Annotated in this window: 21 protein-coding genes; 6 read left to right on the forward strand and 15 right to left on the reverse strand. The window is 33.9% G+C overall.

The features are described 5' to 3' along the window. The first annotated feature begins 29 nt into the window (after nt 1-29). Genes EKL95_RS06015 through EKL95_RS06030 form a run of 4 tightly spaced genes read left to right on the forward strand, consistent with a single transcriptional unit; the run spans nt 30 to nt 3,864 of the window. Nucleotides 30-767 carry a DUF1080 domain-containing protein gene (locus EKL95_RS06015; protein WP_126563762.1) on the forward strand — a complete coding sequence of 246 codons (738 nt, stop codon included), beginning with the start codon at nt 30-32 and terminating at the stop codon, nt 765-767. Between the two features lie 57 nt (nt 768-824). Continuing rightward, nucleotides 825-2,066, forward strand: a complete 1,242-nt coding sequence (locus EKL95_RS06020; protein ID WP_126563763.1) for a nucleoside permease — start codon at nt 825-827, stop codon at nt 2,064-2,066. 9 nt (nt 2,067-2,075) lie between these two features. Next, nucleotides 2,076-2,969: a hydroxypyruvate isomerase family protein gene (locus tag EKL95_RS06025; protein ID WP_126563764.1), complete on the forward strand. Its 894-nt coding sequence runs from the start codon at nt 2,076-2,078 to the stop codon at nt 2,967-2,969. Between the two features lie 19 nt (nt 2,970-2,988). Next, nucleotides 2,989-3,864, forward strand: coding sequence for a sugar phosphate isomerase/epimerase family protein (locus EKL95_RS06030; protein ID WP_126459684.1), 876 nt, complete (start codon nt 2,989-2,991; stop codon nt 3,862-3,864). 491 nt (nt 3,865-4,355) lie between these two features. On the opposite strand, the gene EKL95_RS06035 is transcribed toward EKL95_RS06030, so the two are convergent. Then, nucleotides 4,356-4,862: a DUF2911 domain-containing protein gene (locus EKL95_RS06035; protein WP_126553253.1), complete on the reverse strand. Its 507-nt coding sequence runs from the start codon at nt 4,860-4,862 to the stop codon at nt 4,356-4,358. 183 nt (nt 4,863-5,045) lie between these two features. On the opposite strand from EKL95_RS06035, the gene EKL95_RS06040 reads away from it, so the two are divergent. Together EKL95_RS06040 and EKL95_RS06045 are read left to right on the forward strand one after the other, a co-directional pair. Further along, the gene (locus EKL95_RS06040; RefSeq protein ID WP_126553251.1) at nt 5,046-6,962 is read left to right on the forward strand and encodes a DUF294 nucleotidyltransferase-like domain-containing protein; all 1,917 of its coding nucleotides are present in this window, start codon (nt 5,046-5,048) and stop codon (nt 6,960-6,962) included. 2 nt (nt 6,963-6,964) lie between these two features. Continuing rightward, a complete protein-coding gene (locus EKL95_RS06045; protein ID WP_126459690.1) occupies nt 6,965-7,561 on the forward strand; it encodes a 3'-5' exonuclease in 597 nt (198 codons plus the stop codon). A gap of 188 nt (nt 7,562-7,749) precedes the next feature. On the opposite strand, the gene EKL95_RS06050 is transcribed toward EKL95_RS06045, so the two are convergent. The 14 genes from EKL95_RS06050 to ilvN all read right to left on the reverse strand — a co-directional run bounded on the left by EKL95_RS06050 (nt 7,750) and on the right by ilvN (nt 24,211). After that, on the reverse strand, nt 7,750-9,945 hold the full coding sequence (locus tag EKL95_RS06050) for a DNA/RNA helicase domain-containing protein (protein WP_126563765.1): 2,196 nt from the start codon (nt 9,943-9,945) through the stop codon (nt 7,750-7,752). Next, entirely contained in the window at nt 9,942-10,271 is a 330-nt protein-coding gene (locus EKL95_RS06055; protein ID WP_126459696.1) for a nucleotide pyrophosphohydrolase, read from the reverse strand. Before EKL95_RS06055 ends, EKL95_RS06050 begins: the two co-directional genes overlap by 4 nt. 1 nt (nt 10,272) lies before the next feature. Then, nucleotides 10,273-11,940: a tetratricopeptide repeat protein gene (locus tag EKL95_RS06060; protein WP_126563766.1), complete on the reverse strand. Its 1,668-nt coding sequence runs from the start codon at nt 11,938-11,940 to the stop codon at nt 10,273-10,275. A 435-nt stretch (nt 11,941-12,375) separates the two neighbouring features. Then, nucleotides 12,376-12,861, reverse strand: coding sequence for a 4'-phosphopantetheinyl transferase superfamily protein (locus EKL95_RS06065; RefSeq protein WP_126563767.1), 486 nt, complete (start codon nt 12,859-12,861; stop codon nt 12,376-12,378). Further along, nucleotides 12,858-13,133, reverse strand: a complete 276-nt coding sequence (locus EKL95_RS06070) for an acyl carrier protein (RefSeq protein WP_126451608.1) — start codon at nt 13,131-13,133, stop codon at nt 12,858-12,860. Before EKL95_RS06070 ends, EKL95_RS06065 begins: the two co-directional genes overlap by 4 nt. 75 nt (nt 13,134-13,208) lie before the next feature. Further along, the gene (locus EKL95_RS06075; RefSeq protein WP_126563768.1) at nt 13,209-14,498 is read right to left on the reverse strand and encodes a beta-ketoacyl-[acyl-carrier-protein] synthase family protein; all 1,290 of its coding nucleotides are present in this window, start codon (nt 14,496-14,498) and stop codon (nt 13,209-13,211) included. Between the two features lie 124 nt (nt 14,499-14,622). Next, nucleotides 14,623-15,096 (reverse strand): 3-hydroxyacyl-ACP dehydratase FabZ family protein, encoded by a 474-nt coding sequence (locus tag EKL95_RS06080; RefSeq protein ID WP_126563769.1) that lies wholly within the window; start codon nt 15,094-15,096, stop codon nt 14,623-14,625. Nucleotides 15,097-15,122: 26 nt separating this feature from the next. Further along, nucleotides 15,123-16,175 carry a type III polyketide synthase gene (locus EKL95_RS06085; RefSeq protein ID WP_126563770.1) on the reverse strand — a complete coding sequence of 351 codons (1,053 nt, stop codon included), beginning with the start codon at nt 16,173-16,175 and terminating at the stop codon, nt 15,123-15,125. Next, nucleotides 16,172-16,882 carry a methyltransferase domain-containing protein gene (locus EKL95_RS06090; RefSeq protein WP_126514928.1) on the reverse strand — a complete coding sequence of 237 codons (711 nt, stop codon included), beginning with the start codon at nt 16,880-16,882 and terminating at the stop codon, nt 16,172-16,174. The genes EKL95_RS06085 and EKL95_RS06090 overlap by 4 nt, the downstream gene beginning before the upstream one ends. After that, nucleotides 16,883-18,013: an NAD(P)/FAD-dependent oxidoreductase gene (locus EKL95_RS06095; RefSeq protein ID WP_126459717.1), complete on the reverse strand. Its 1,131-nt coding sequence runs from the start codon at nt 18,011-18,013 to the stop codon at nt 16,883-16,885. It lies immediately after the preceding gene. Nucleotides 18,014-18,143: 130 nt separating this feature from the next. After that, a complete protein-coding gene (locus EKL95_RS06100) occupies nt 18,144-19,418 on the reverse strand; it encodes a mechanosensitive ion channel family protein (protein WP_126563771.1) in 1,275 nt (424 codons plus the stop codon). 256 nt (nt 19,419-19,674) lie between these two features. Then, complete coding sequence (gene acs, locus EKL95_RS06105) at nt 19,675-21,582, reverse strand: acetate--CoA ligase (RefSeq protein WP_126563772.1); 1,908 nt, start codon at nt 21,580-21,582, stop codon at nt 19,675-19,677. 529 nt (nt 21,583-22,111) lie between these two features. Continuing rightward, nucleotides 22,112-23,581: a ketol-acid reductoisomerase gene (ilvC, locus tag EKL95_RS06110; protein ID WP_126553235.1), complete on the reverse strand. Its 1,470-nt coding sequence runs from the start codon at nt 23,579-23,581 to the stop codon at nt 22,112-22,114. Between the two features lie 108 nt (nt 23,582-23,689). Then, the gene (gene ilvN / locus EKL95_RS06115) at nt 23,690-24,211 is read right to left on the reverse strand and encodes an acetolactate synthase small subunit (protein ID WP_126459729.1); all 522 of its coding nucleotides are present in this window, start codon (nt 24,209-24,211) and stop codon (nt 23,690-23,692) included. Nucleotides 24,212-24,291: the final 80 nt, after the last annotated feature.

Consider the following 24,291-nt stretch of genomic DNA (forward strand, 5'->3'; position numbering starts at 1 on the left):
AGATTAATTATTAATTCAAAAATTCAAAAATGATTAAAAATATTTGTACTTCATTACTTGTTATGATACTGATTCAAACCGCAAATGCACAGCAAGCGCCCATACCAAAAGGATTTAAATCCATATTTGACGGACAATCCACAACGGGATGGCACAGTTACGGAAAAACAACAGCTGGTTCCGGTTGGAAAGCGGAAGAGGGTGTGTTGCATTTTGATCCTACAGCTGCCCAAAACGGTCAAGGAGGCGATTTGGTAACTAATGCAGTATACGAGAATTTTCATCTAAAACTAGAATGGAAAGTCGCGGAAAATGCCAATAGCGGTATTATTTTTTATGTAAACGAGGATTTAACAAAATTCAAAAATACTTATGAAACGGGTCTGGAAATGCAAGTATTGGACAATGACGGTCATTCTGACGGAAAAATTGAAAAACACCGTTCAGGTGATTTATATGATTTAATAAAAAGCACCTCAGAACCAGTAAAACCAGTAGGAGAATGGAATTCTGTTGACATAGTATGTAAATTTGGAAAACTGACAATGTTATTGAATGGCGTAAAAGTAGTTGAAACTACGCTTTGGGATGCTAATTTTAAAACATTGGTAGCCGGAAGTAAATTTGCTACTTGGCCAGGTTTTGCTGCATTCAAAAAAGGTAAAATTGCACTACAAGATCATGGAGATAATGTATGGTTCAGAAACATTATGATCAAAGAATGGAATACTATGAAAATTACAACCGGATGTGAAGCGGGTATGTAATTGATCTCTAAAAAATAAAAAAACAACCAAAACCAAAAAATAAAAAACCACTGACTAATGAATAGTACCATCCGAATTAAATTATCCATAATGATGTTCCTAGAATTTTTTATCTGGGGCGCATGGTTTGTAACATTGGGAACATTTTTAAAATTTAATTTTTCAGATGCAGAAGGACCAGTTGTTGCAGCCATTTTTTCTACACAATCTTGGGGTGCAATTATTGCTCCTTTTATTATAGGTTTGATCGCTGACCGTTATTTTAATGCGGAGAAAATTTTAGGAATACTTCATCTCGCAGGTGCATTTTTGATGTATCAAATGTATCAATCAGAAGAAGTCGGAATGTTTTATACTTACGTTTTGAGTTATATGATTTTATACATGCCAACATTAGCATTAGTGAATTCAGTAGCTTTTAACCAAATGAAAGATCCGGAAAAAGAGTTTGCCAACATTAGAGTTTGGGGAACTATAGGATGGGTTATTGCAGGATTAGCTATTAGTTTTGTTTTTCATTGGGATACTGCGGAAGCAATTTCTCAAGGATTTCTTAAAAACACCTTCCTTTTAGCAGAAATAGCCGCTTTAATTTTAGGTATATTCAGTTTTTCTTTACCAAAAACACCACCAAAAGTAAGTGAAGAAAAAATAAAAATTGGAGATATCATAGGTCTTGATGCTTTAAAATTGCTGAAAGATAAAAACTTCGCCATCTTTTTTATATCGTCAATCCTGATTTGTATACCTCTTGCCTTTTATTACCAAAATGCACATCCATTTTTGACAGAATCAGGCGTTGAAAATCCTACTGGAAAAATGGCAATAGGTCAAATATCCGAAGCATTATTCTTATTATTGATTCCTGTATTTTTTACCCGTTTTGGTTTCAAAAAAACGATCTTAATCGGGATGTTAGCATGGGCAATTCGTTATGTTTTATTCGCTTATGGCAATGGAAATGATTTAAGCTTTATGCTTATTATAGGTATTGCGCTGCACGGTATCTGTTATGATTTCTTTTTCGTTTCGGGTCAAATTTACACCAATTCAAAAGCGGGAGAAAAATACAAAAGTGCTGCTCAGGGTTTAATAACTTTAGCCACTTACGGAGTTGGTATGTTAATTGGTTTTGCAGTTGCAGGATGGATAACGGACAATTATAAAATGGCAGATGGGGCTGTAAACTGGCAAATGGTGTGGATTATTCCTGCTGGAATTGCGTTTGCTGTATTCTTACTTTTTGCACTTTTATTTAATGAAAAAAACAAAGGAGAAGAATCCACTTCTGCTGTATAAAAATTAAAAATGAGTGCTAATTTAAATAGAAGATCTGCCATAAAAGGAATAGTAGCCGGAACAGTTGCGATGGGAATTCCTGCTGGATTTTCTGCTTTGGCTATGCCAAAAAAGGAAACAGCAACACCATTGGGTAAATTGAAAGGAAATATAAATCACTCCGTTTCTCGGTGGTGTTTTAATGACATAGATTTAGATACGCTTTGCATTGAATCCAAAAAGATAGGGATTACCGGGATTGATTTAGTAGGTCCTAAAGATTGGTCAACATTGAAGAAATATGATCTTGTTTCCACAATGTGCAACGGTGCAGAAATTAATTTATTGGATGGTTTTAATGATATTAAATTTCATGAGACACTCTTGAAAAATTATATGGAAATGATTCCACTGGTGGCAAAAGCCGGTTATAAAAATCTGATTTGTTTTAGCGGAAGCCGAAGAGGCAAAACAGATGAAGAAGGTTGGAACAATTGTATTGTTGGTTTGCAAAAACTAATTCCATTGGCTGAAAAGCATAATGTGATTTTAGTAATGGAATTACTAAACAGCAAAATTGATCATAAAGATTACCAATGTGACCGAACATCTTGGGGAGTGGAATTAGCGAAACGTTTGAACTCTGAGAATTTCAAATTGCTTTACGATATTTATCACATGCAAATTGATGAAGGAGATGTGATTAGAAACATAAGAGACAACCATCACTACATTACACATTATCATACCGCCGGCGTTCCGGGACGAAATGAAATTGATGATACTCAGGAACTAAATTACACTGCAATTATGAAAGCAATTGCAAAAACTGGTTTTAAGGGATTTGTGGGTCAAGAATTTGTACCTAAAAACCCGGACAAACTGGCTTCATTGAAACAGGCCATAGCAATTTGTGATATTTAACTACTCTAAAAAATAACCCATGATAAAAAGAAGAGAATTTTTAATTAATGCTGGTTTAGCATTAGGTGCATTAGCAATTGCTCCTTCATTTGCTTTTGACTCTAAAAAAAGAGCCATTGGGATTCAATTATGGACACTGCGTGATACGTTACCCAAAGATGTTAAAGGTGTTTTAGCACAAGTTGGAAAAGCTGGATTTACTGAAGTAGAAACTTTTGGTTATTCAGTAGACAATGGCTTTTTTGGAACTTCGGTCCGCGATTTTAAATCAATATTAGATGATAATGGTCTAAAAGCCACGAGTAATCATTTTGATTTTAATTCGATGATCAAAGACGGTTCAACTGATCTTGTACAATCCTATGTTGAAACAGCCAACTATTTAGGAAGTGAATATGTAACAGTACCTTACATCGTTTCAGAATTGCGCGGAACTACTGGTGATGCCTATAAAAAATTAGCCTTACAAATTAATAAAGTGGGTGAGCTTTGTAAAGCTGGAGGTTTAAAATTAGCGTATCACAATCACGATTTCGAATTTACTAAATTCGGTTCAACGAATGGATATGAAATTTTATTAAACGAAACGGATAAAAACTTGGTTGATTTTGAAATGGATTTATACTGGGTAATTCGTGCTGGACATGATCCATTGGAATTATTCAAAAAATATCCGGGACGTTTCAAAATGTGGCACGTAAAAGATATGGATAAAGTAAATCCGGATTGGAATGCAGAAATTGGCACAGGAACAATAGATTTCAAGGGAATTTTTGCTCAGGCGGAACGTGCCGGACTGAAACGTTTCTTTTTGGAACACGAATCTAACTACAAACCAAATCCAATAGAATCTGCTGTAACCAGTTTCAATTACATTAAGAAAAACTTAATTTAAACATTTTAGAAAATTTTTTATAAAAAAAAGAGGCTGTCTTTTTGAGACAGCCTCCTATTTAAAAGTAATTCTAAGTAAGTCGAAAGTTTAAAAGTCGTAAAGTCAAAAGAATTAACTTTAAGTAAAACAGCTTTAAATCATATTATTACATAATTTTATCCTGATTTTAAAATACGACATTATACCATAGTTATTACTTATTTCGTGACAATCCGCAAATCGTACTAAATTTATTAAAAAATTATTTCTAAAAAAGTATGCCACGAATTACATCATTTTTTTTGTAATTAAATAGAAATCCAGGGTAACTCAGGTACTTCATGACTGGAATAATTAATTGGGATTAGTTACACTTAAGTAAGTCGAAAGTTTAAAAGTCGTAAAGTCAAAAGAATTAACTTTAAGTAAAATAGCTTTAAATCATATTGTTACATAATTTTATCCTGATTTTAAAATACGACATTATACCATGGTTATTACTTAGTCACATTTTATTTTACAGAAAAAGGTATATTCCAATTGCCCCAGCTCAAAACAACAGTATTAGCACGGATCGTATAAACTAATTTTTCAGCAGCTGAAGCAGCAACTTCTTGCTTAACGGTAATACGTAGTTGGTCTTCTTTTTCTTTATACTTATATGCTCCCCACTGTTTGGCTTCTTTATTAAAAATAAGCACGCATTCTTTTTCATTTGGTATAACAAAAAAAGAGTATTTACCGGCTGGCAATTTAGTACCTTCAATTGTCAACTCTTTATCTGTTTCAAATGTTGTTGCGTCATTTGCTCCGGCACGCCAAACTTTATTAAACGGAACTAATTTTCCCCAAATTTCTCTTCCGTTGACTGATGGACTCCCATAATTGAGGGTAATTGTAGCACCATTAATTTTCCCTGTGGCTACTTCTTTGCTGCTGGTAGGTTTTCCTTGAGCAGCTATACAATTTACAATTAATAAGGCAATAAACGAAAAATGCATTTTTCTAAATAATTTCATGATTTAAAATGTTTTAGTTATCGTATAAAAGTAAAACAAGTAGCTTTTAATTCCTTTAAATCCATACTTATTTTATGAAAAGATTAAGGATTTTATAATTTAATTGTTTTGCCACAATAATGGCGGTGTTATAATTTTTAAATTTGTTATTTTTACAATCGATACTTATTTATTCCATAAATTATGAATTCAATTGCTGAGCACATTGCTGACTTTTTAAAAGCATACCCACCGTTTAACTACTTAACTTTTGAAGAATTATCTGAAATAGCAGCAAATATTCGCGTTGTAAATTTAGAAAAACACAAAACATTATTTCAAATAAATGATCTTTTGCATGACAGTTTTTATGTGGTGGCTTCCGGTGTTATCAATTTATCGGTCATAGCAGATGCTGAGGAAACGCTATTAAATAAATGTACCGAAGGCGATATTTTTGGCCTGCGTCCCTTTTTTGCCAAAAATAATTATATGATGACGGCCAAAGCAAGAGAAGAAAGCATTGTTTATGCTATTCCCATTGCTACTTTCAGGCCTTTTGTAGCTAATAATTCTGAAGTTTTAAACTTTTTATTAGAAAGTTTTGCCGTAAACACCCGAAATCCAAAAGATAAAGAAAATTTAATTGGAAAATTAATTTCTGATAATGTATTCTATTCGGATCAGCAATCTGAAATGCAATATTTTCAATCGCTAGCCTATAATACAGCTCCCTTAAAAACGACCAGTACAGCAATTGTAAAAGACGTGGCTCAAATAATGACCGAATCGTTAAAAAACAATATCCTCGTATGTGATAATACTATCCCTTTGGGCATTATTACTGATGCGGATATGCGATCAAAAATTGCTACCGGCAGATATCCAGTAACCGTTACAGTAGATAAAATTATGTCCTCCCCTGTTATCACGGTGGTTGAAAACGTTTCTCTGGCAGAAGCGCAGTTACTGATGCTAAAACACAATGTGACTCATTTGTGTGTAACTCAGGATGGAACGGATAAATCCAGTGTGAAAGGAATCATTTCTGAGCACGATTTGATTGTGGCTCAAGCTAATAATCCCGGAGTTTTAATAAAAGAAATCAAACGGTGTCAATCACCAAAAGAACTAAAACAAATACGGGAACGATTAACAGATCTGATTCAGACTTCAATTTCTAAAAATATTCCGCTATCACACGTTTTTAATATTGCCAGCGAAATTAATTTGGCAGTCATTAAACGCTCGGTGGAATTATCCATTTTGGATTTAGGTTCCCCTCCTGCCCGTTTTGCATGGTTAAGTATTGGCAGTCAAGGACGAAAAGAACAGCTTTTATTAACGGATCAAGATAGTATTTTGATTTTTGAAGATGTGGCTGCTGATAAATATCGTGACGTAAAAGACTATTTTCTTAAACTTGGAAAAAAAACCACAGCCACTCTAGAAAAAATCGGCTATGAATTCTGTCCAAATGGTCACATGGGAAGTACTATGCTTTGGTGTAAATCATTGACGGACTGGATCAAACAATATGACAGCTGGATGAATACTCCCGGTGAGAACAGCACTGATTTGAGCAGTATTTTCTTTGATTATGAAATTATTTTTGGAGAGCAAAAAATTGAAGATGCGATAAGTAATGTAGTCTTCAAAAATGCCAAAAACAATACGTTATTTTTTGATTTCTTAGGAAATGATGCCTTAAGAAAAAACGCTCCACTTAGTTTTTTCAAAAAATTCAATGTCGAAGAAGAAGGTAGAAATAAAGATAAATTTGATATTAAAACTAAGGCTTTAATGCCATTGATTGATGGCGCCCGTTTGTTTACTTTGAGTTTCGACATCCGAGGAATTAACAATACGTTTCAACGATTCAAACAATTATCAATTACGGATCCCAAACATGCTGAAATTTATCTCAATTGTGCCGAAGCCTTTTTGACTTTATCAAAATTCCGAACCTTAGAAGGGTTAAAAAATGATGATTCAGGCCAATTTATAAATTTGGAGGAATTATCAAAAATTGACCGAGAAAAACTGAAAAATGCTTTACTCCCTATGAGAGAACTGGAAGAATTAATAAAAAGTAAATTTCAACTTACTCAATTTTCATAATTATGTTAGACTGGATAAAAAAGATTAATAAAGAATATCCTGATTTTTGGAAAACCTATCTTTCTAAATTTGAGAAAAAGTCATCCCGCTTTGTGGTGGTATCAACAGAAACTTCTGGTTTGAATCCAGATAAAGATGTTATTTTATCAATAGGCTCTTTTTCAGTAATTGATAATAGTATTGTCATAGGTGATAACTTTGAAGCTGTTTTATTACAGTATAAATTTTTTCATGATAATGGACTTTCTAATACGTTTTTGGTAGAAAGTAAAATGAAAAAATTAGGAGAAGCAGATGCCATAAAATTATTCATTGAATTTATTGGGAACTCCATTTTAGTTGGGCATCACATTGATTTTGATGTGGAAATGATCAATGCGGCCTTGGAAAGACTAGACTGCGGCAGATTAAAAAATGAGGCACTGGATATTGATGTCATGCACAGAAAACTACTTGATATCAATGACAAACAATTTTCTCTGGAGGAACTTTGTGCGGCTTATAATATTCCGGTAAGTGAACGGAATTCAGCTGCTGAGGATGCTTATAAAACCGCTTTGTTGTTTTTGAAATTAAAATCAAGACTGGGGATTAAGTGATTTAAATTTTGGTTGCTATATTGCATACAATTGATTTTAAACACCTTATTATTACTAGGTTTGCCTCTATTTCTATAAAGTATTGTCATTCCGACGAAGGGGAAATCACATATGTAGCTCCATTTATAGCATTTCAATTTTGTCCTTTTAGCGCATTTTGGAGGAATTAAACTTTACTATTTAAAAATTTAAGACAATACCGAAATAAAAATTCCCTTAACTCTAAAATCAACTAAATTGTCTGAATCTAATACTATATTTTCATATTCTGATTCAAAAGATAATGGTTTCAACGATATGGATTCATGCCTCCAATTTTCAGTACCAATATTCTTTTGACTATGATATTCTTTTACTGTATATCCTGAACCAAAATCTGCGTCTTGTATGCCAGTGCTTTCAACTAAAACAATTTTTCCTTCTCTACTGCCACCACTATCTTTTTTAAACAAACAGTAGGAGCCATTAGGAATTATTTTATTCATCGATTCGCCCACTACTTTACATACAAAATAGCCTTCTTTTACTGAAGTATTAAAGGGTAACTCGACCCATTCAAAATCAGAATGAACTTGTAAATCGCTAAATGAACCTGCTGCAGCTGAAATATTTACTAATGGAACTGAATTCACAAACGGTTTTACCTCCTCAAAAGGTACGATTCTGAACGGAAAATCTTTTTTATAAACATCAATATGCTTTTTTAAATAGTTTCTTAAAGAAGTATCACAAGCATAAACATAAGTACCTCTGATTCCTCGATACATTATAGTTTTGTATATATTTATTACGTAAGCCTTAAGATCATCTTTATTTGAGATCCCTTTTTTTCCATTTTTATCAAAATACAACTTCGGATTAATTTCAATTTCTTGTGTGAATTCATTGAAAATTATTTCTTTCCCAAAAATAACTCCTGTATAATTTAAATCATATCCTTGTGTCGTATGAATACAGCCAACTTCTTTAAAAGCATTTGGTGAATTAACCCAGTCCTTAGGGGTTTGATTCCATTGAAATTGTAAACCATCAATTTCAATATCCATTACAGTTTTATCTTTTTCGGATAACCAAGGCCAAGAATATCCAGCAACTAAACGACACAACCCATTTATTTCTTCCTTCTTTGCAAGTTCGCTATAAAGATCTTTTAAAGAATCAAAAACAATTAACTCATACTCATTTGGTGAATAAATAGTTTTCTCCAAGCGATTTACATGAAGTAATTGATCTACAAAACGAATATAATCATTTCCGCCTTTAACTCTCATCTGAGACGTTAACTCGATTTTCAAAGTATCATCTTGATTCAAAAGTCTGGTAAATTGATCCTCATTTATATCGGAAGGTTTTACTGATTGCGCTGAATCATAAAAGAAAATTTGATTCTTACTATTCGCAATTATCCAGTCTAGCTCTGTTCCGGTGTCATCTAATCCTAATTTTTGATTATTTTTCCGGAAGGCTCCCATCCAACTTATATTTTTATATTGCCGTAACCGATGCGCTTCGTCTACTATTAATAAATCATATTTGTCATTGAGTTTAAAGGTATCCGATGGATTTAAAACCATAGACGCTTTTAAACCAGGAATTTTTTTGAAAACATTTTGTAATGATTCTCTTAAAGAAGTCATGGCGATAACCAATCCAATTTTTGCTTTTGGATATTTATTTTGAAAAGCAATAATGAAATTGATCTCCTTGAGCTCTTCATCACTAAAATCTTCAAAATTAGCATCCGAAATATCTGAATTAAGTAATTTAATTAAATAAGTAGCCAAAATTGTTTTTCCAGTTCCAGCACTCCCTTTTATAAAAATTCTATTGGATTTTTTGATACACAATCCATCAAGAATTTGAAGAACAGAACTATATTGATCTTCATTTAAAGATTTATAAGGGGAATATTTAAAAAGTTCTGAATTCTCAACATCTTCCAGTGACTTGCTAACTATCTTTTTATCAATTAGTTTTTTCCAAATTTCTTTAAAAAGATCTTTGTACAAATCTTGTTGGTAATAATTATGATTGACTAAACCGTAATTTCCATTTTGAAGTTCGTAAGTTCCTTCAGAAGTGATGTATTGAATCAAGTTTGATTCAATATCAAGAGTTGCTGATTTATTGAATTTATCACTCCCAATTATTGAAATTTTTGTAAATGCATCTGCTTTTTTTGGATTTGCCAGGTGATTTTTGATTCTACTAGAAGCATTTGTTGATTCTCCTACATAGGCAATTCGTTTAGTTTCATTTTGTATAAAGTAAACCAAAGGCCATTGATTTTTTACCCAAGGATTTTGAGCTATTTTAGGCAATGAATCTTTATTAAAATCATATTGTTCAGAAACCTCAATAGACAATTCAAATGATTGCATCATAATTCATCATATTTGGTTGCGTTCCCTTTTGCTTTATCTATTGGATAGTTAGCTGCATTTTGCGTAATCTTTTGAAGTACAATTTCTTTTACATCTAAATTGTATTTTTCGGCTAACAAAAAAGCGTATGCAAAAACATCTGCCAATTCTTGTTTTAGCTTATCAATATTTACATCTTCTGCTTTTTTCCACAGAAACAATTCATTTAATTCCGCTGCTTCAATAGATAGAGCTAAAGCCAAATCTTTCGAATTATGAAATTGTTCCCAATCTCTTTCATTTCTAAATTTTATTAATTCTTGAATAATGCTCGGAATATCATTCATTTTATTTCGATTTAAAAAGTGTCAATGCTACTTTATATTCCTCTTCAAAAGGCAATTGCAACTGAGAAACCATTTCAGGAACAGCTAACATCCAACTCACATAATAATATGCTAAAATGTGATAACCCGAAAACCGTTTGTTTGGAATGCTACCTACGATGTAGTTTTTTTGATTTGGGTCAAAACCTTGTGTCCCTTGCATTGCGATTTCAAAGGCTATTTTCTTGACTTCCTCTAGCGGTACATCCTTAAAATACTGCAAAGCATCAACCATAAACATCGTGACTGCCATATTAGTCCCAATATGTTCTTGGTTTTTGAGAAACTGTTCCATTTCCTTCTCTTTGAAAGCAGTATCGTCGTGTAGACCAAAAGGATCTTTTTCTAATTTTTCAATAAAAGTATCTACATCAGATCGTTTGCGGTATTCGTCCTCATTTTCCAATTCAAAATAAGAGTCAATCTGTAAATCTTCGGCCCAATGTTGTACCAATTCATATTCTTCGGCAGGTTTACGATTGTCTTTGTATTCGAGAAATTCAGCATAAAAATCTTCGGCTTTGCGTAATTCGGCTGGAGTGGCATTAAAATCGTTTATAAAATCTAAACCAAATAATGCTTTAAACTGTAAGGCATTTACCAAGTTGTAAATCTTAGATTTAGAAAGTAGTGTTGCAGGCGAAAGTTCAATAACAGTCACATCAGTTACGGCTTTCAAGCCTTCTTGAATCAAAGCGTAAAGCGACAGAAATTGATACGATCTCAATTGGGGAAATTCGTTGTATATAAAATCCTCAATGAATAAATCTATTGGAGTATTGTAGGCTTGCAAATTTAACCCGTCAAATAAACCAGTACAGAATTGAGTAATCGATTGCTCTGGAATATTCATTCCATGCAACTTGGCAATAGTAGGTTGTACCGTTTTCAAAAAAACAGCTCTGTTTTGTGGAGTAGCCGTAAAAAGCTGATTTAATCCCCGTTTTCTCGCTTGAATTACAAAATCAAGATGTGCTAATTCGTGCAGAACCAAGTGTGCTACGGCAGGATAATTGGGTTTATACCGAACGATGTGCTTAATCCGATTGTAGTTTTCAGCAAACTCAATCTTGGCTGCCGTTGGAATTTCAGAATCTACTAGAACATCAATTTCTTTTCCGCAATCAAATTCTAATTGATGCTTGTATTCTGCAAAAAGCGAATTCCCATCAGTGTTAGAAATAATTTTATTCGCAACATCAAAAGCCTGATTTACTGAATTCTTGTACAGTATATCTTTATTTGAATTGCATTTTATAGCTTTCAAAGTACTGTCAAAAGCGGATTCTAAATCATTTTGAATTTCGGCTAACATTCCAAGAGCAAAATGAGTATTTGGATAGTGATCATTTATTTTTATAGCTTCCAAAAAATATTTTTTGGATTCATCCAACTTCCCTTGTTGCATAAGGTTTGCTCCAATGTTATTCATTGTAATAGCATCTTTTGGATTCACCACCAAAGCCTGATCATAGTACAACATTGCCGTAGGAATATCATTCTTGAACTTAGCAAAAATATTTCCCATCATCAGCAACGCCCAATGATTCTTAGAATCCCAGCGCAATGCATCAATCAGACTATTTATCGCTGCATCCTGATGACCTTGATCAGACAGGATTTGTCCCATAATTCGATGGAATTCCGAATTGGTAGGATTGTTCTCGATAAGATTTTGTAAAATGGGTTTTGCTTCTTGATAGTTTCCTTTTTCACAAAGGACTACCGTTTTGCGGAAATCATTTTCTTGAAGCAGGATTGCCGAAGTGTCAATGGTTATGGTAACCCAATCCTCAGTAATGGAAACTTTTGGGGCAAAAGAACCAAAAGTATAATACGATTCTAATTCACTGATTAATAATGAATTACCCCCCCCCCGACTAATTTCGGGAAAAGCGTAAATAGAAAATCGTCTATTTTATGAATGATTTGCATTAAATATAAATTGCTATACGTTATAAAAGATACTTTTTGTTGTTTTTAAAATTGCAACAGGTTCAAATGTAACCATTGTTTATAAATCTCGCCCTATTGTATGAAAAAAAAAGTGCTTTTTGCAAAAAAATCATAGGGTTATTCCTTTCCAAAAACGACCGTGATGGCTGATGGAAACGGGTTTCTTCATTTTTGAATGCGCATCAATACGGTAAGGAATTCCATTTTTTTTAAAGATAGCATCGGCGGAATTCAAGTTTTCAATTTTTTTGAAATACTCTTTCCCGGCAACAGCAATGGTATGAATGCAATCCTGATCTATTTTAGTTTGGGTAAAATATATTTTTCCTTTTATACAAACAGTTCCTAATGTTGTGTTTTCGTAAAAACATTCCAGTTGCAAAGGAAAAAAACCTCGAATTCCTGTTTCCCTATTGTAGATTTTATAAGCCGCCTCTTTTCTGGACCATAAATTCCAAACCATTACTTCTGGATTTACGGCATTAGAAATTAACAGCTGTTCGTTTTTAGTAAATATTTTATCTAAAAAGCGGTTACGTTGCCAATTGCTTTCTTTTTTGGCTAAAGCCAAATCGACAAGGTCATTTCCTATCATTTTTCTGGTGATTCACTACTTTTTTCAGCTAATTTGGTTTCAATAATAGCCATAGCTGCTTTTACATTTATCATGCGTTCCATTGATTCGTTATCAATCAAAATATTATATTTTTCCTCTATATCCAAAATAACATCTACTAAATTAGCGGAGTTTATCTTTAAATCATTGATGAAATCCGTATCTTCAGTGAGTGAGTCAAAAGCTTCTTGATTCAGAATATATGGTTTTACAATGGCTTTTAGCTCCTGAATAGTTTCTTGTTTGTTCATAATTAATATTGATTTTACAGCACTTAAGTACATTTCGTTTTCTAACGCCAAAAAAATTACCACAAATTGGGGAATTTACGGTTCATTTTTTAAATTTTTAAATTTTTTAAAAATTACACACCCATTCACATCACCAAAACCAAAACTGGCTTTTGCTAATGTATTTATTTCTATATCAAGTCGTTGTCGTGGAACTCTTGATTCATCAATTAGTGCTGTTATTTCTGGATTCAAATCGGCACAATTGATATTCGGGAAAATAAATCCGTGATGCAATTGCAGTACCGAAGCCACGCTTTCAATACTACCGGCGCCACTTAAACAATGTCCAACCATCGACTTTAAAGAATTGATGTATGGAAAATCAATTCCTTTTCGATTTAAAGCCTCACTCCAATTCTGAATTTCAAGACTATCTTTGGAAGTGGCTGTCAGATGACCGTTGATTGCGTCAATTTCACTGGCTAAAATTCCGGCATTTGTCAAAGCATTTTGAATGCATCTTTGCACCGCAACCGGATTTGGTGCAGTCATGGTTCCTAAACCGCGCTGCCCTCCTGAATTGATATTTCCACCTAAAACTTCCGCATAAATTCGTGCGCCACGTGCAATCGCACTTTCTAAATCTTCTAAGACCAAAGCACCTGCTCCGCTTCCGGGAACAAATCCGGAAGCAGCTGTGCTCATTGGTCTAGAACCCTGTTTTGGTGTTTCATTATGTTTAAAAGTACATACCTTCATAGCATCAAATCCGCCCCAAATATACGGGCCGGAATCACTGGTACTTCCGGCTAAAATACGTTTTGCCTGCCCTGATTTGATGCGTTCATACGCCATTAAAATACTTTCGGTGCCAGTCGTGCAGGCCGAAGAATTAGTAGAGACTTGATTTCCAAGTCCTAATTTTCCACCCAGATACGCACTCACACCACTATTCATTGTTTGCGCTACGGCTGTACTTCCCAGTCTTCTCGTTTGTAAATCATCTATTTTATAAATGCTTTCGCGAAATTTATCAATTCCGGAAGTTCCTGTTCCAAAAATAGTTCCGCTGTCCCAATCCGGTTCTTCGTTAATTTCCAATGATAATCCTGCATCCTTCCAAGCATCAATTCCGGCAATTACACCATATAAAATCCCTGTCGAATTGAAGTTTCTAAGTTCTAAATCCGTAAAATAGTGCCATGTTAATTCCGTTGAAATCTCGGGTTTTCCAGCAATTTGACAAGAAAATTGCAATCGCTCCAACTCAGCGTCGTGCCTGATCCCGGAAATTCCGTTTTTGATGGCATGAGTGAAAGCATCGAGACCTACTCCATTTGGAGCAACTACACCAAGACCTGTTATAACTACTCTTTTGTTCATTTTTTAATGTTAAATAATATTCAATTTCAATAACAATGGCAAAAAAATAATAATTTTAATACTACCAAATAGAGTACTACAGTTACAAAATATTGAAAAGAATTAAATTATACTGTTGCTTAATTTATTTTAATTCGGTTTTGAGTCCCACTTCTTTGGAGAGGGTTGGGGTGAGGATCATTCCCGCTATTGTTCCTGTGCAAACAGTTTCTCCTTTTTCGTTTCTCATGATGACCTTACATTTTAATTTTCCAAATCTAAAGTATATTTTTTCTGAAATCACAGTCACTTTTTCTTTTGGAAAAACAGGTTTCAAAAACTCTACATCACTTGATGTTAAGGAAATTGAAGTGCTATAGTTAAATGAATCATCTAATAAAAAAAGGCCAAGACAAACCAATCCAATTTGCGCCATGACTTCAATCAAAATTACGCCTGGAGTAACTGGAAATTCCTTAAAATGACCTTTATAAAAATCAAGGTTTTCATCAAAAGTAAAGGCACCTTCCACTGCATTTTCATCGATTTTCAGAATTTCATCCACAAACAAAAAAGGTTTGGAATACGGTAAGTTTGCTATAATTTCTTCTTTTTTCATAGTTTTTCTATTCCCGCATTGTGGAGCTAAAACTCCAATAAAATTCGTTGTGCCGAAAATCCGGGTCCAAAACTCAGCATTAATCCTTTTTCTCCTTTTTTAGGCTGCTTATCCATGATTTGTTCTAAAACATACAAAACTGTGGCACTGGACATATTGCCATAGGAACGTAAAACTTCTTTGGTATCATCAATATTTTTACCTAAACCAGAAAATAAAGCCTCAACAGTTTGCACGATTTTCTTTCCACCGGGATGAAAAATAAGATGGTCAATATCCTTCATTTTTAAATTGTTTTTTTCTAAAAAAGGATGAATAATATCCGGAAAATGAGAAGCAATCGTTTCTGGAACTTCAATATCAAGTACCATCTGCAATCCTGAATTGGTGAGTTTGAAACCCATCATGTGGATGTTGTCATAAAAATGATACATCTCCTCTGCTACAATCTCAGGACCTTCGTCCTCTTCATGCGAGGAAAGTAAAACGCAAGCGGCACCATCACCAAAAATCGCAGCACTTACGATATTTGCCATCGAAAAATCATCGAGTTGAAACGTAGCCGTGGGACTTTCTACGGCAATTACCGCAGCTCGTTTTCCGGGATTGGCCTGCAAGAAATTTTTAGCATAAATAATTCCTGAAATCCCGGCGGCACAACCCATTTCGGTCACGGGAAGCCTTACTATATCCTGACGCAACTTCAATGTATTGATTAAATACGCATCGAGAGACGGAATCATAATTCCGGTGCAGCTTACCGTGATGATATAATCTAAATCTTGCGGATTCCAATTTGCTTTTTTTAAAGCTTTTGCTAATACTTTTTCACCTAAATCAATGACTTCACGAACATAAATAGCATTTCTTTCTTCAAATGAAGTTTTGGTAAACACCTCTATCGGATCCATTATGGAATAGCGTTTGTCTACAGCTGCACCTTCAAAAATTTTCTTTACTTTTCTGATGAATCGTTCGTCTTGTCCCACTAGCCAAGCATCCAAAAAAGGAATTATTTCAGCTGTTGTTCTGGAATATTTAGGCAGCTGTTTGGTTACGGTTTTAATTTTTACACTCATATTTTTGAAATTATCCATTGGTATCTAAAAGCCCATTTCCAATGAATTTTATAGTTTTTAAAATTTAATTTTTTCGAGAACGCTATCAATTCTTCTTTCTTAAAACCTCTTAAAATTGATATTAATCCGTCTTCTCGTGACATAGCATTCAACTGAAATACAACACATAATGCCTGAAATAATCGATAGGCAATGGCGCTACGATGTAAATCATTTATTACAATTCCGATGGATGTATTGTTATAAAGAACTTTCAATAATCGAATAATCTCATCGTCTTTGAAATGATGTAACGTCAAAGTGCACAAAACAATATCATACTTTAGATCATTAAATGATTCATTAAAAATATCTTCGCAACGATAACTGATATTAGCATATTTATCTGATAATTGTCGTGCATGTGAAATTGTAAAATTGTTAGCATCGATGCCTATTAACTGGAAATTTAGGTTGTTTTTAAGACCAAAATCAGCCAGGGTTCGCAACATATCCCCATTACCACAACCCACGTCTATAATAACAATTTCTTTAGATTTGGAATCCTGAACAAGTTCTTGTACTCCTCTTAGAGTTAACTGGTTTCCTCCTAAAAGCTGATTGATCCGGGCAATTTTATCTAAGGCATCACGTAAAATCTCACCTTCCATGGCAAAATCATCCATGATTTCCGGTTTATCAGTTCTATATTTGGTATTTAGTGTCATTTACGAGTGAAGAGTGATTGGTTTTCCGTGTGTTTTTTTTATAATTTTTGGCAATAAAAATGGAAATATAATTAATATGCGCATCAATACTGCTGAAAGTTTTTGTTTTTGTAAAATATTGGATAAAAACCGTCCCATTTTAAGTCTTCCCTTAAAATTTAAATTCCATTCTTGCAGGTATCGCTTTTCTAATTCGGCTCTGGATTTAATCTCGGTGTTATAAAATTGAACTACTAATTCTGATGCGATTTTGGCGCTATGAATCGCCATAGCCATTCCGTTTCCGCACAAAGGATGAATTAATCCTGCTGTATCTCCAATCATTAAAACATGGTTTTCAACGGCGTGTTTCTTTTTGAAAGAGATTTGGCTTATGGTCAATGGTTTTTCAAACAATAATGTACCGGTTTCAAAAAGGGTTTTTAAGTGTGGGTTTTGAGAAACAATAGTATTTTGATATTCAGTAATGTTTTTAAACTGCTTAAACGTTTTATAATCGGCTAGATAACACATGTTAATCACTTCGTTTTCAACTTTAGAAACACCGCAATAGCCTCCTTTAAAATTATGCAAACCCACTACATCATTGGGAAATTTTCCAGAATAATGTGCTTTTACGGCCAGCCAAGGTGATTTTTTATGAATAAATTCTCGATTCATTTTTTGGTCAATAATAGAACGTTTGCCAAAAGCACCAATCACCATTTGGGACTCTAAAACCATTAAATTTGTCGTGGTTATTATAAATTTATCCTGCTCAAAATGAACATTTTCTACTTGATCTTTTAGTATTGTACACCCGTTATCGATAGCCTTTTTATACAAATATTCGTCTAAAACAAAACGGCTGATTCCAAAACCACCAAGAGGTAAAATACTTTGTATTGTTTTTCCTCTTGCAGTAGAAAACTCAAGTTTTGTAATGTGTGTCGGCTTTAAATGGGCTATATCTAAATCCAACCAATTGAGATATGGCATCACTTCATTAGAGATGTATTCGCCACACACTTTATGTTTTGGATAACTATTCTTTTCAATAACCGTCACCTGAAGCCCTAATTTAGATAAATGTATAGCCGAAGTCAGTCCAGCTAACCCACCACCAATAATTACTACTTGTTTATCTTTCATACAAAAGTAAATTTATGGATTTGTTTGCTAGTATGGGTATAACAAATGATAAAAAAAACTGGCCTTATTGTTTAATTTTAGTTAATACATGCAATTGCTTCATCAATTGTCTTTGAAGATACCCCTTAAATTACCGGTTGAAATTCCGAAAATCATTTCCTGTAGGTTCCTCAAAAACCTCGAGTTCAAATTCAGAAGTGATGGTAAATAGATGATCAAAAATATCAGATATAATAGTCTCGTATTTTAACCATTCTTTTTCTGCGCTAAAGCAATAAATTTCTAGTGGTAATCCTTTCGATGTAGATTCTAGCTGACGCACCATTATAGTCATGTCTTTATTAATACTGGGATGAGCCGTAATGTATTTTTCAGCATAGATTCTAAAAACGCCTATATTAGTCAGCCTCCTGATATTTACTGAAACGATCTCATTGTCCAATATTTCCGAATTAGTTTTTTGTACCTCATTTTCTTTTTGAGTGATGTAATTTTGAATTAGTTTGTATTTTTTGAATTGTGAGAGCATTTTTTCATCACAAAACTGAAAACTACTGACTTTTAAATAAATAGCTCTTTTTATTCGTCTCCCGCCAGAATCACTCATACCTCGCCAGTTCTTGAAAGAGTCTGTGATAAAAGCATAAGTGGGTATTGTAGTGATCGTTTTGTCCCAATTTTGAACTTTTACAGTATTTAAATTGATTGACATCACATCGCCGTCCGCATCATATTTTGGCATCGAAATCCAGTCTCCTACCCGAACCATATCATACACGGACATTTGAATACTGGCAACAAACCCCAGAATGGTATCTTTGAAAATTAAAAGTAAAATAGCCGTCATGGCGCCCATTGCCCCAAGAAAATAGAAAGGACTTTTGCCTAACATGATGGATAAAACCAGTATTCCTCCAATAAAATAGACTACAATTTTAAGTACCTGAATGTAACTGGTAATCGGTTTATCTTTTAAAATTAAGGTATTGGACACTATTTCATCAAAGACTGATAATACAGTAATAACAGAACGTATTATTACTAAAATTATAAAGATATTTGATAGAATAATTATATACTCAATTGCTTTTGGAAAATCTCCAAAGATGTATGGAGCAACCATGATAATGATGAAAGCAGGGACTAAATAGGCTATTTTTTCAAAAACTCTTCTTTCTATCAGGACATCATCCCAAACTATTTTTGTTTTTAAAAAAATTTTGTGCACAAAACGAACTATGATTATTTTCGTTAAATACCAAGACAAAAAACTTATTAAAAACAATACAAAAATAAGCATCAAAAGTTTCAAATACAAAGCCACTATTGGATCTAAACCAAAATCTTCAATAAACCATTTGTCTAACCAGAGTGCGATGTTGTATTTTTTTTCAAATTGAATCATAGTAAATTTAGCTTTAAAGGTAAAGATAGGTTACCTATTCTAAGCAGTCAAAAACCAGCTCCGCATTGTGTTTACATTAACATCTTGTACTGGTATTTACAGCTATTTTATTTTCTTTGAATGAAATGCAACCTCTTGTCATATTGCATTTTAAACTAAAAAACCCTTTCAAAGTTTAAACTTTGAAAGGGTTTTGAATTAAAAGACGCTATTTAATAAATTGGATGTTCTAATTGTTATTTTGACATAAATGGTATTACAACTTTCCTTCTTTTATTTCTTCTACAATCTCTGGATTTAATAGGGTAGAAATATCTCCAAAATTAGAATAATCTCCTTCTGCAATTTTTCTAAGGATTCGTCTCATGATTTTTCCGGAGCGTGTTTTTGGTAAACCGTTAACAAACTGAATTTTATCTAACTTGGCAATAGGCCCAATATGATCTGAAATATGCTGATTAATCTCTTTGGCTAAGTTTTCTTTATTTCTGGTTTCTCCGGTTTCTTTAAGGATTACAAAACCATATAATGCATTCCCTTTGATGTCGTGAGGAAAACCTACAATGGCTGATTCCGCAACAGCAGGATGTTCATTTATAGCATCTTCAATAGGTGCTGTTCCCAGATTATGACCGGAAACAATTACCACATCATCTACTCTTCCTGTGATTCTATAATACCCAACCTCATCACGTAAAGCACCGTCTCCTGTGAAAAATTTACCTGGAAAGGCAGAGAAATACGTGTCTTTGTAGCGCTGATGATCACCCCAGATTGTTCTGGCAATTCCTGGCCATGGAAATTTGATGCACAAACTACCAACGACCTGATTCCCTTCTATTTCATTTCGTTTTTCATCCATTAGTACGGGTTGAATTCCGGGTAATGGCAACGTGGCATAAGTAGGTTTTGTTGGGGTAACAAATGCAATAGGCGATATCATAATTCCTCCTGTTTCAGTTTGCCACCAAGTATCTACAATAGGACATCTTCTGTCCCCAACATGATTGTTGTACCAATGCCAAGCTTCTTCGTTTATAGGTTCACCAACTGACCCAATAACTTTTAAGGACTTCAATGGGTATTTTAATACAAATTCTACATTCTCTTTTGCAAGCGCACGAATAGCAGTTGGCGCCGTGTAAAACTGGGTAACTTTGTGTTTTTCGATGGTTTGCCAAAAGCGACTGAAATCAGGATAAGACGGAACGCCTTCGAAAATTACGGTCGTAGCTCCGTTCAATAACGGGCCGTAAAGAATATAGGAATGTCCGGTAATCCAGCCAATGTCAGCGGTACACCAAAAAACATCATTTTCTTCATAATTGAATACATTCTTGAAAGTGTAGGCAGTATACACCATATACCCTGCAGTGGTGTGAACCATTCCTTTGGGTTTTCCTGTTGAACCGGAGGTGTACAAAATAAACAACGGATCCTCAGCATCCATGATTTCGGCTACATTATTATCTGAAGCCTGATCCAAAAGTGGTTCCAACCATTGGTCACGACCTGCTTTCATATTGATCTTTGAATGAATTCTTTTGGCAACTAAAACTTTTTCAACACAAGGACATTTTTCCAACGCTTCATCAACAATTACTTTTAAGTCGATTGTTTTGTTACCACGAAATCCACCATCAGAAGTAATAACCATTTTACATTCACTATCATTAATTCTGGCTGATACCGCAGAAGCTGAAAAACCAGCAAAAACAACAGAATGTATGGCGCCAATTCTGGCACATGCTAATATTGAAACGGCTAATTCTGGGATCATAGGCAAATAAATACAAACGCGATCTCCTTTACTTATGCCTTGCTCACGCAACACATTTGCCATTTTGCAGACCCGTTGATGCAATTCATTATAGGTAATATGCAATGCTGCTTCTGAAGGATCATTCGGCTCAAAAATAATAGCCGTTTTTTCGCCTCTTTTTGCAAGATGTCTGTCGATACAATTTTTTACAATATTCACTTTGGCTTCAGTAAACCATTTTATGTCGGCTTCAGCCATATTAAAATCAACAACTTTATCCCATTGTTGGTACCATGTAAAATTTTCCTCTGCTATTTTTCCCCAAAATTTTCGAGGTTCACGAACTGATTTATTGTAATGTTTAAAATATTGTTCTAAATTTTCAATTTTATAGTAGCTCATGTTTTAATTTTTTATAAAAGTATTAAATCTAAGTCTATTCCTAATACTATTTAGACTATAAATACCCAGGAAAAAAAATGGATTATTCAATATAAATAGCTTTTAATTACTAATATGATTAATTTTTACTTTTTTGAGGGAATATGTAAAACACAAAAAGCGGAAATATATAAATACCTCCGCTTTTTGTATCAACAAAAAATCCCTAACAATTAATTTAGTAACGACAAATAGTATTTTATTTGAACTATAACTAACCAACCAACCTATTCAGTTGTAATAAAACACCAATCGCTAAAAATTTTCGCAGTGATTTATTTAAGATCAATCGCTATTATACTGCACCATTTTTATAAGTTATTAGGGATTACTTCACTTAATGTTCAATCTCGCTCGACATTAAGTGAATGTAAAAGCGACTATATTCATACTATTTCTTTAATAAATTTTAACTAATTCAAAATATTATAAAACCAATGGTATAGCGCTAATCCCAACACACCCTCTTGTGTGGTAATTCCTAATTTTTTTATCCAATTTTTTTCATCGCAGTCATGGATTCTCTCAACCACTCCCCAACTTCTTCTATTGGATGTTGACGAATGCTTTTGTTTACTGCAATAAGAACCGCATTGTCAACTCCATTTGAAGTTGAAAAAGGTTTCCCTATCACATTAGTATCTACCGTTTTCATAAAATTAATCAACAATGGTTTGCAGGCGTGATCAAATAAATAACAACCATATTCTGCAGTATCCGAAATGATTCGGTTCATTTCATACAGTTTTTTTCGGGCTACTGTATTGGCAATCAGAGGCAATTCGTGTAAAGACTCATAATACGCTGATTCTTCAATAATTCCTGTTTGAGTCATGGTTTCAAAAGCCAATTCGACACCCGCTTTCACCATGGCAATCATCAAAACACCATTGTCAAAATACTCTTGTTCTGAAATATGTGCAGCTGTTGGTGCTGTTTTTTCGAAGTTAGTTTCTGCAGTTGCAGCTCTCCAAGTCAATAAATTGATATCATCATTAGCCCAGTCGATCATCATATTTTTGGAAAATTCGCCAGAGATAATATCGTCCATGTGTTTTTGAAACAACGGACGCATGATGTCTTTTAATTTATCTGCTAATTCATACGCTTCAATTTTTGCGGGATTAGACAAACGATCCATCATATTTGTAATTCCACCATGCTTTAAAGCTTCTGTAACTGTTTCCCAACCATATTGAATTAATTTTGAAGCATAAGCAGGCTCGATTCCTTTTTCAACCATTTTATCGAAACATAAAATAGAACCGGTTTGTAACATGCCACAAAGAATGGTTTGTTCTCCCATTAGATCTGATTTTACCTCGGCTACAAATGAAGAGTTTAAAACCCCGGCTTTGTGACCACCAGTAGCAACCGCATACGCTTTTGCTTGTTCAAAACCAGCTCCGTTTGGATCATTTTCGGGGTGAACCGCGATTAAAGTGGGTACACCAAAACCTCTCTTGTATTCTTCACGTACTTCTGATCCAGGGCATTTTGGCGCACACATAATTACAGTGATATCTTTCCGAATTTGCATTCCTTCCTCTACAATATTGAAACCATGAGAATAAGCAAGCGTTGATCCGTTTTTCATCAAAGGCATGATTGCCGTAACTACAGCTGTATGTTGCTTGTCTGGTGTAAGGTTGCATACCAAATCAGCTGTTGGAATTAATTCTTCATACGTTCCCACTTTGAATCCATTATCAGATGCATTTTTAAACGAAGCTCTTTGTTCCGAAATTGCATCGGCGCGTAAAGCATAAGAAATATCCAAACCAGAATCTCTCATGTTCAACCCTTGGTTCAACCCTTGTGCTCCACACCCTACAATGACTACTTTTTTTCCTGCTAAAGCTTTAATTCCGTCTACGAATTCAGACTGATCCATGAATTCGCAAACACCTAATTGTTCTAATTGTAATCTGAGTGGTAATGAATTGAAATAATTTGCCATTTTTTATTGTTTAATGATTGTAAAATTTAATAATTGTAATAATTAATGCTTATTAGATTGAGATTCTTCCTTGGTCGGAATGACAAACTACATAGCGACTGAACACTTTTAAGAAAGTTTTTCTAATAATGTTGAAATCTCCATTTTTGCTTTGGAAACTGATATTCTCCCGGAACGAACAAATTGCATGATTCCAAAAGGTTTTAATTTATCGTACAATGATTCAATTTCAGCACGTTGTCCCGATTTTGAAATCACAAAATAGTCTCTGGCTACTGTAACTATCTCGGAATGGCTTTCTTTGATGATATTCTGAATTTGTTTTTCGTCAAATAGCAAGCTCGACTCAATTTTGAATAATGCATTTTCTAAGAAAATAGTTTCTTCGTCAATATGATAAAAAGCTTTGATGACTTCAATTTGTTTCTCGATTTGTCCTACAATGTTATGTACCCATTTTTCGGTAGTATTCACCACGATAATAAATCTGGAAACACTTTCTATCTCCGATTCGGATACATTTAAACTCAAAATATTGATATGGCGTTTCAAGAATATTCCAGATATTCTGTTCAATAAGCCAACGTTGTTTTCTGAATAAACAGAAATGGTGAATGTTTTATTTTCCATGTTTTTTATCCTCCCCCAGCCCCCTCCAAAAGAGGGAGTGCCGAAACTAGCTTAGGGTATGTTTATAATTTTTATTACTA

This window comes from Flavobacterium sp. LB2P53 (assembly GCF_003970305.1).
Taxonomy (GTDB): Bacteria; Bacteroidota; Bacteroidia; order Flavobacteriales; family Flavobacteriaceae; genus Flavobacterium.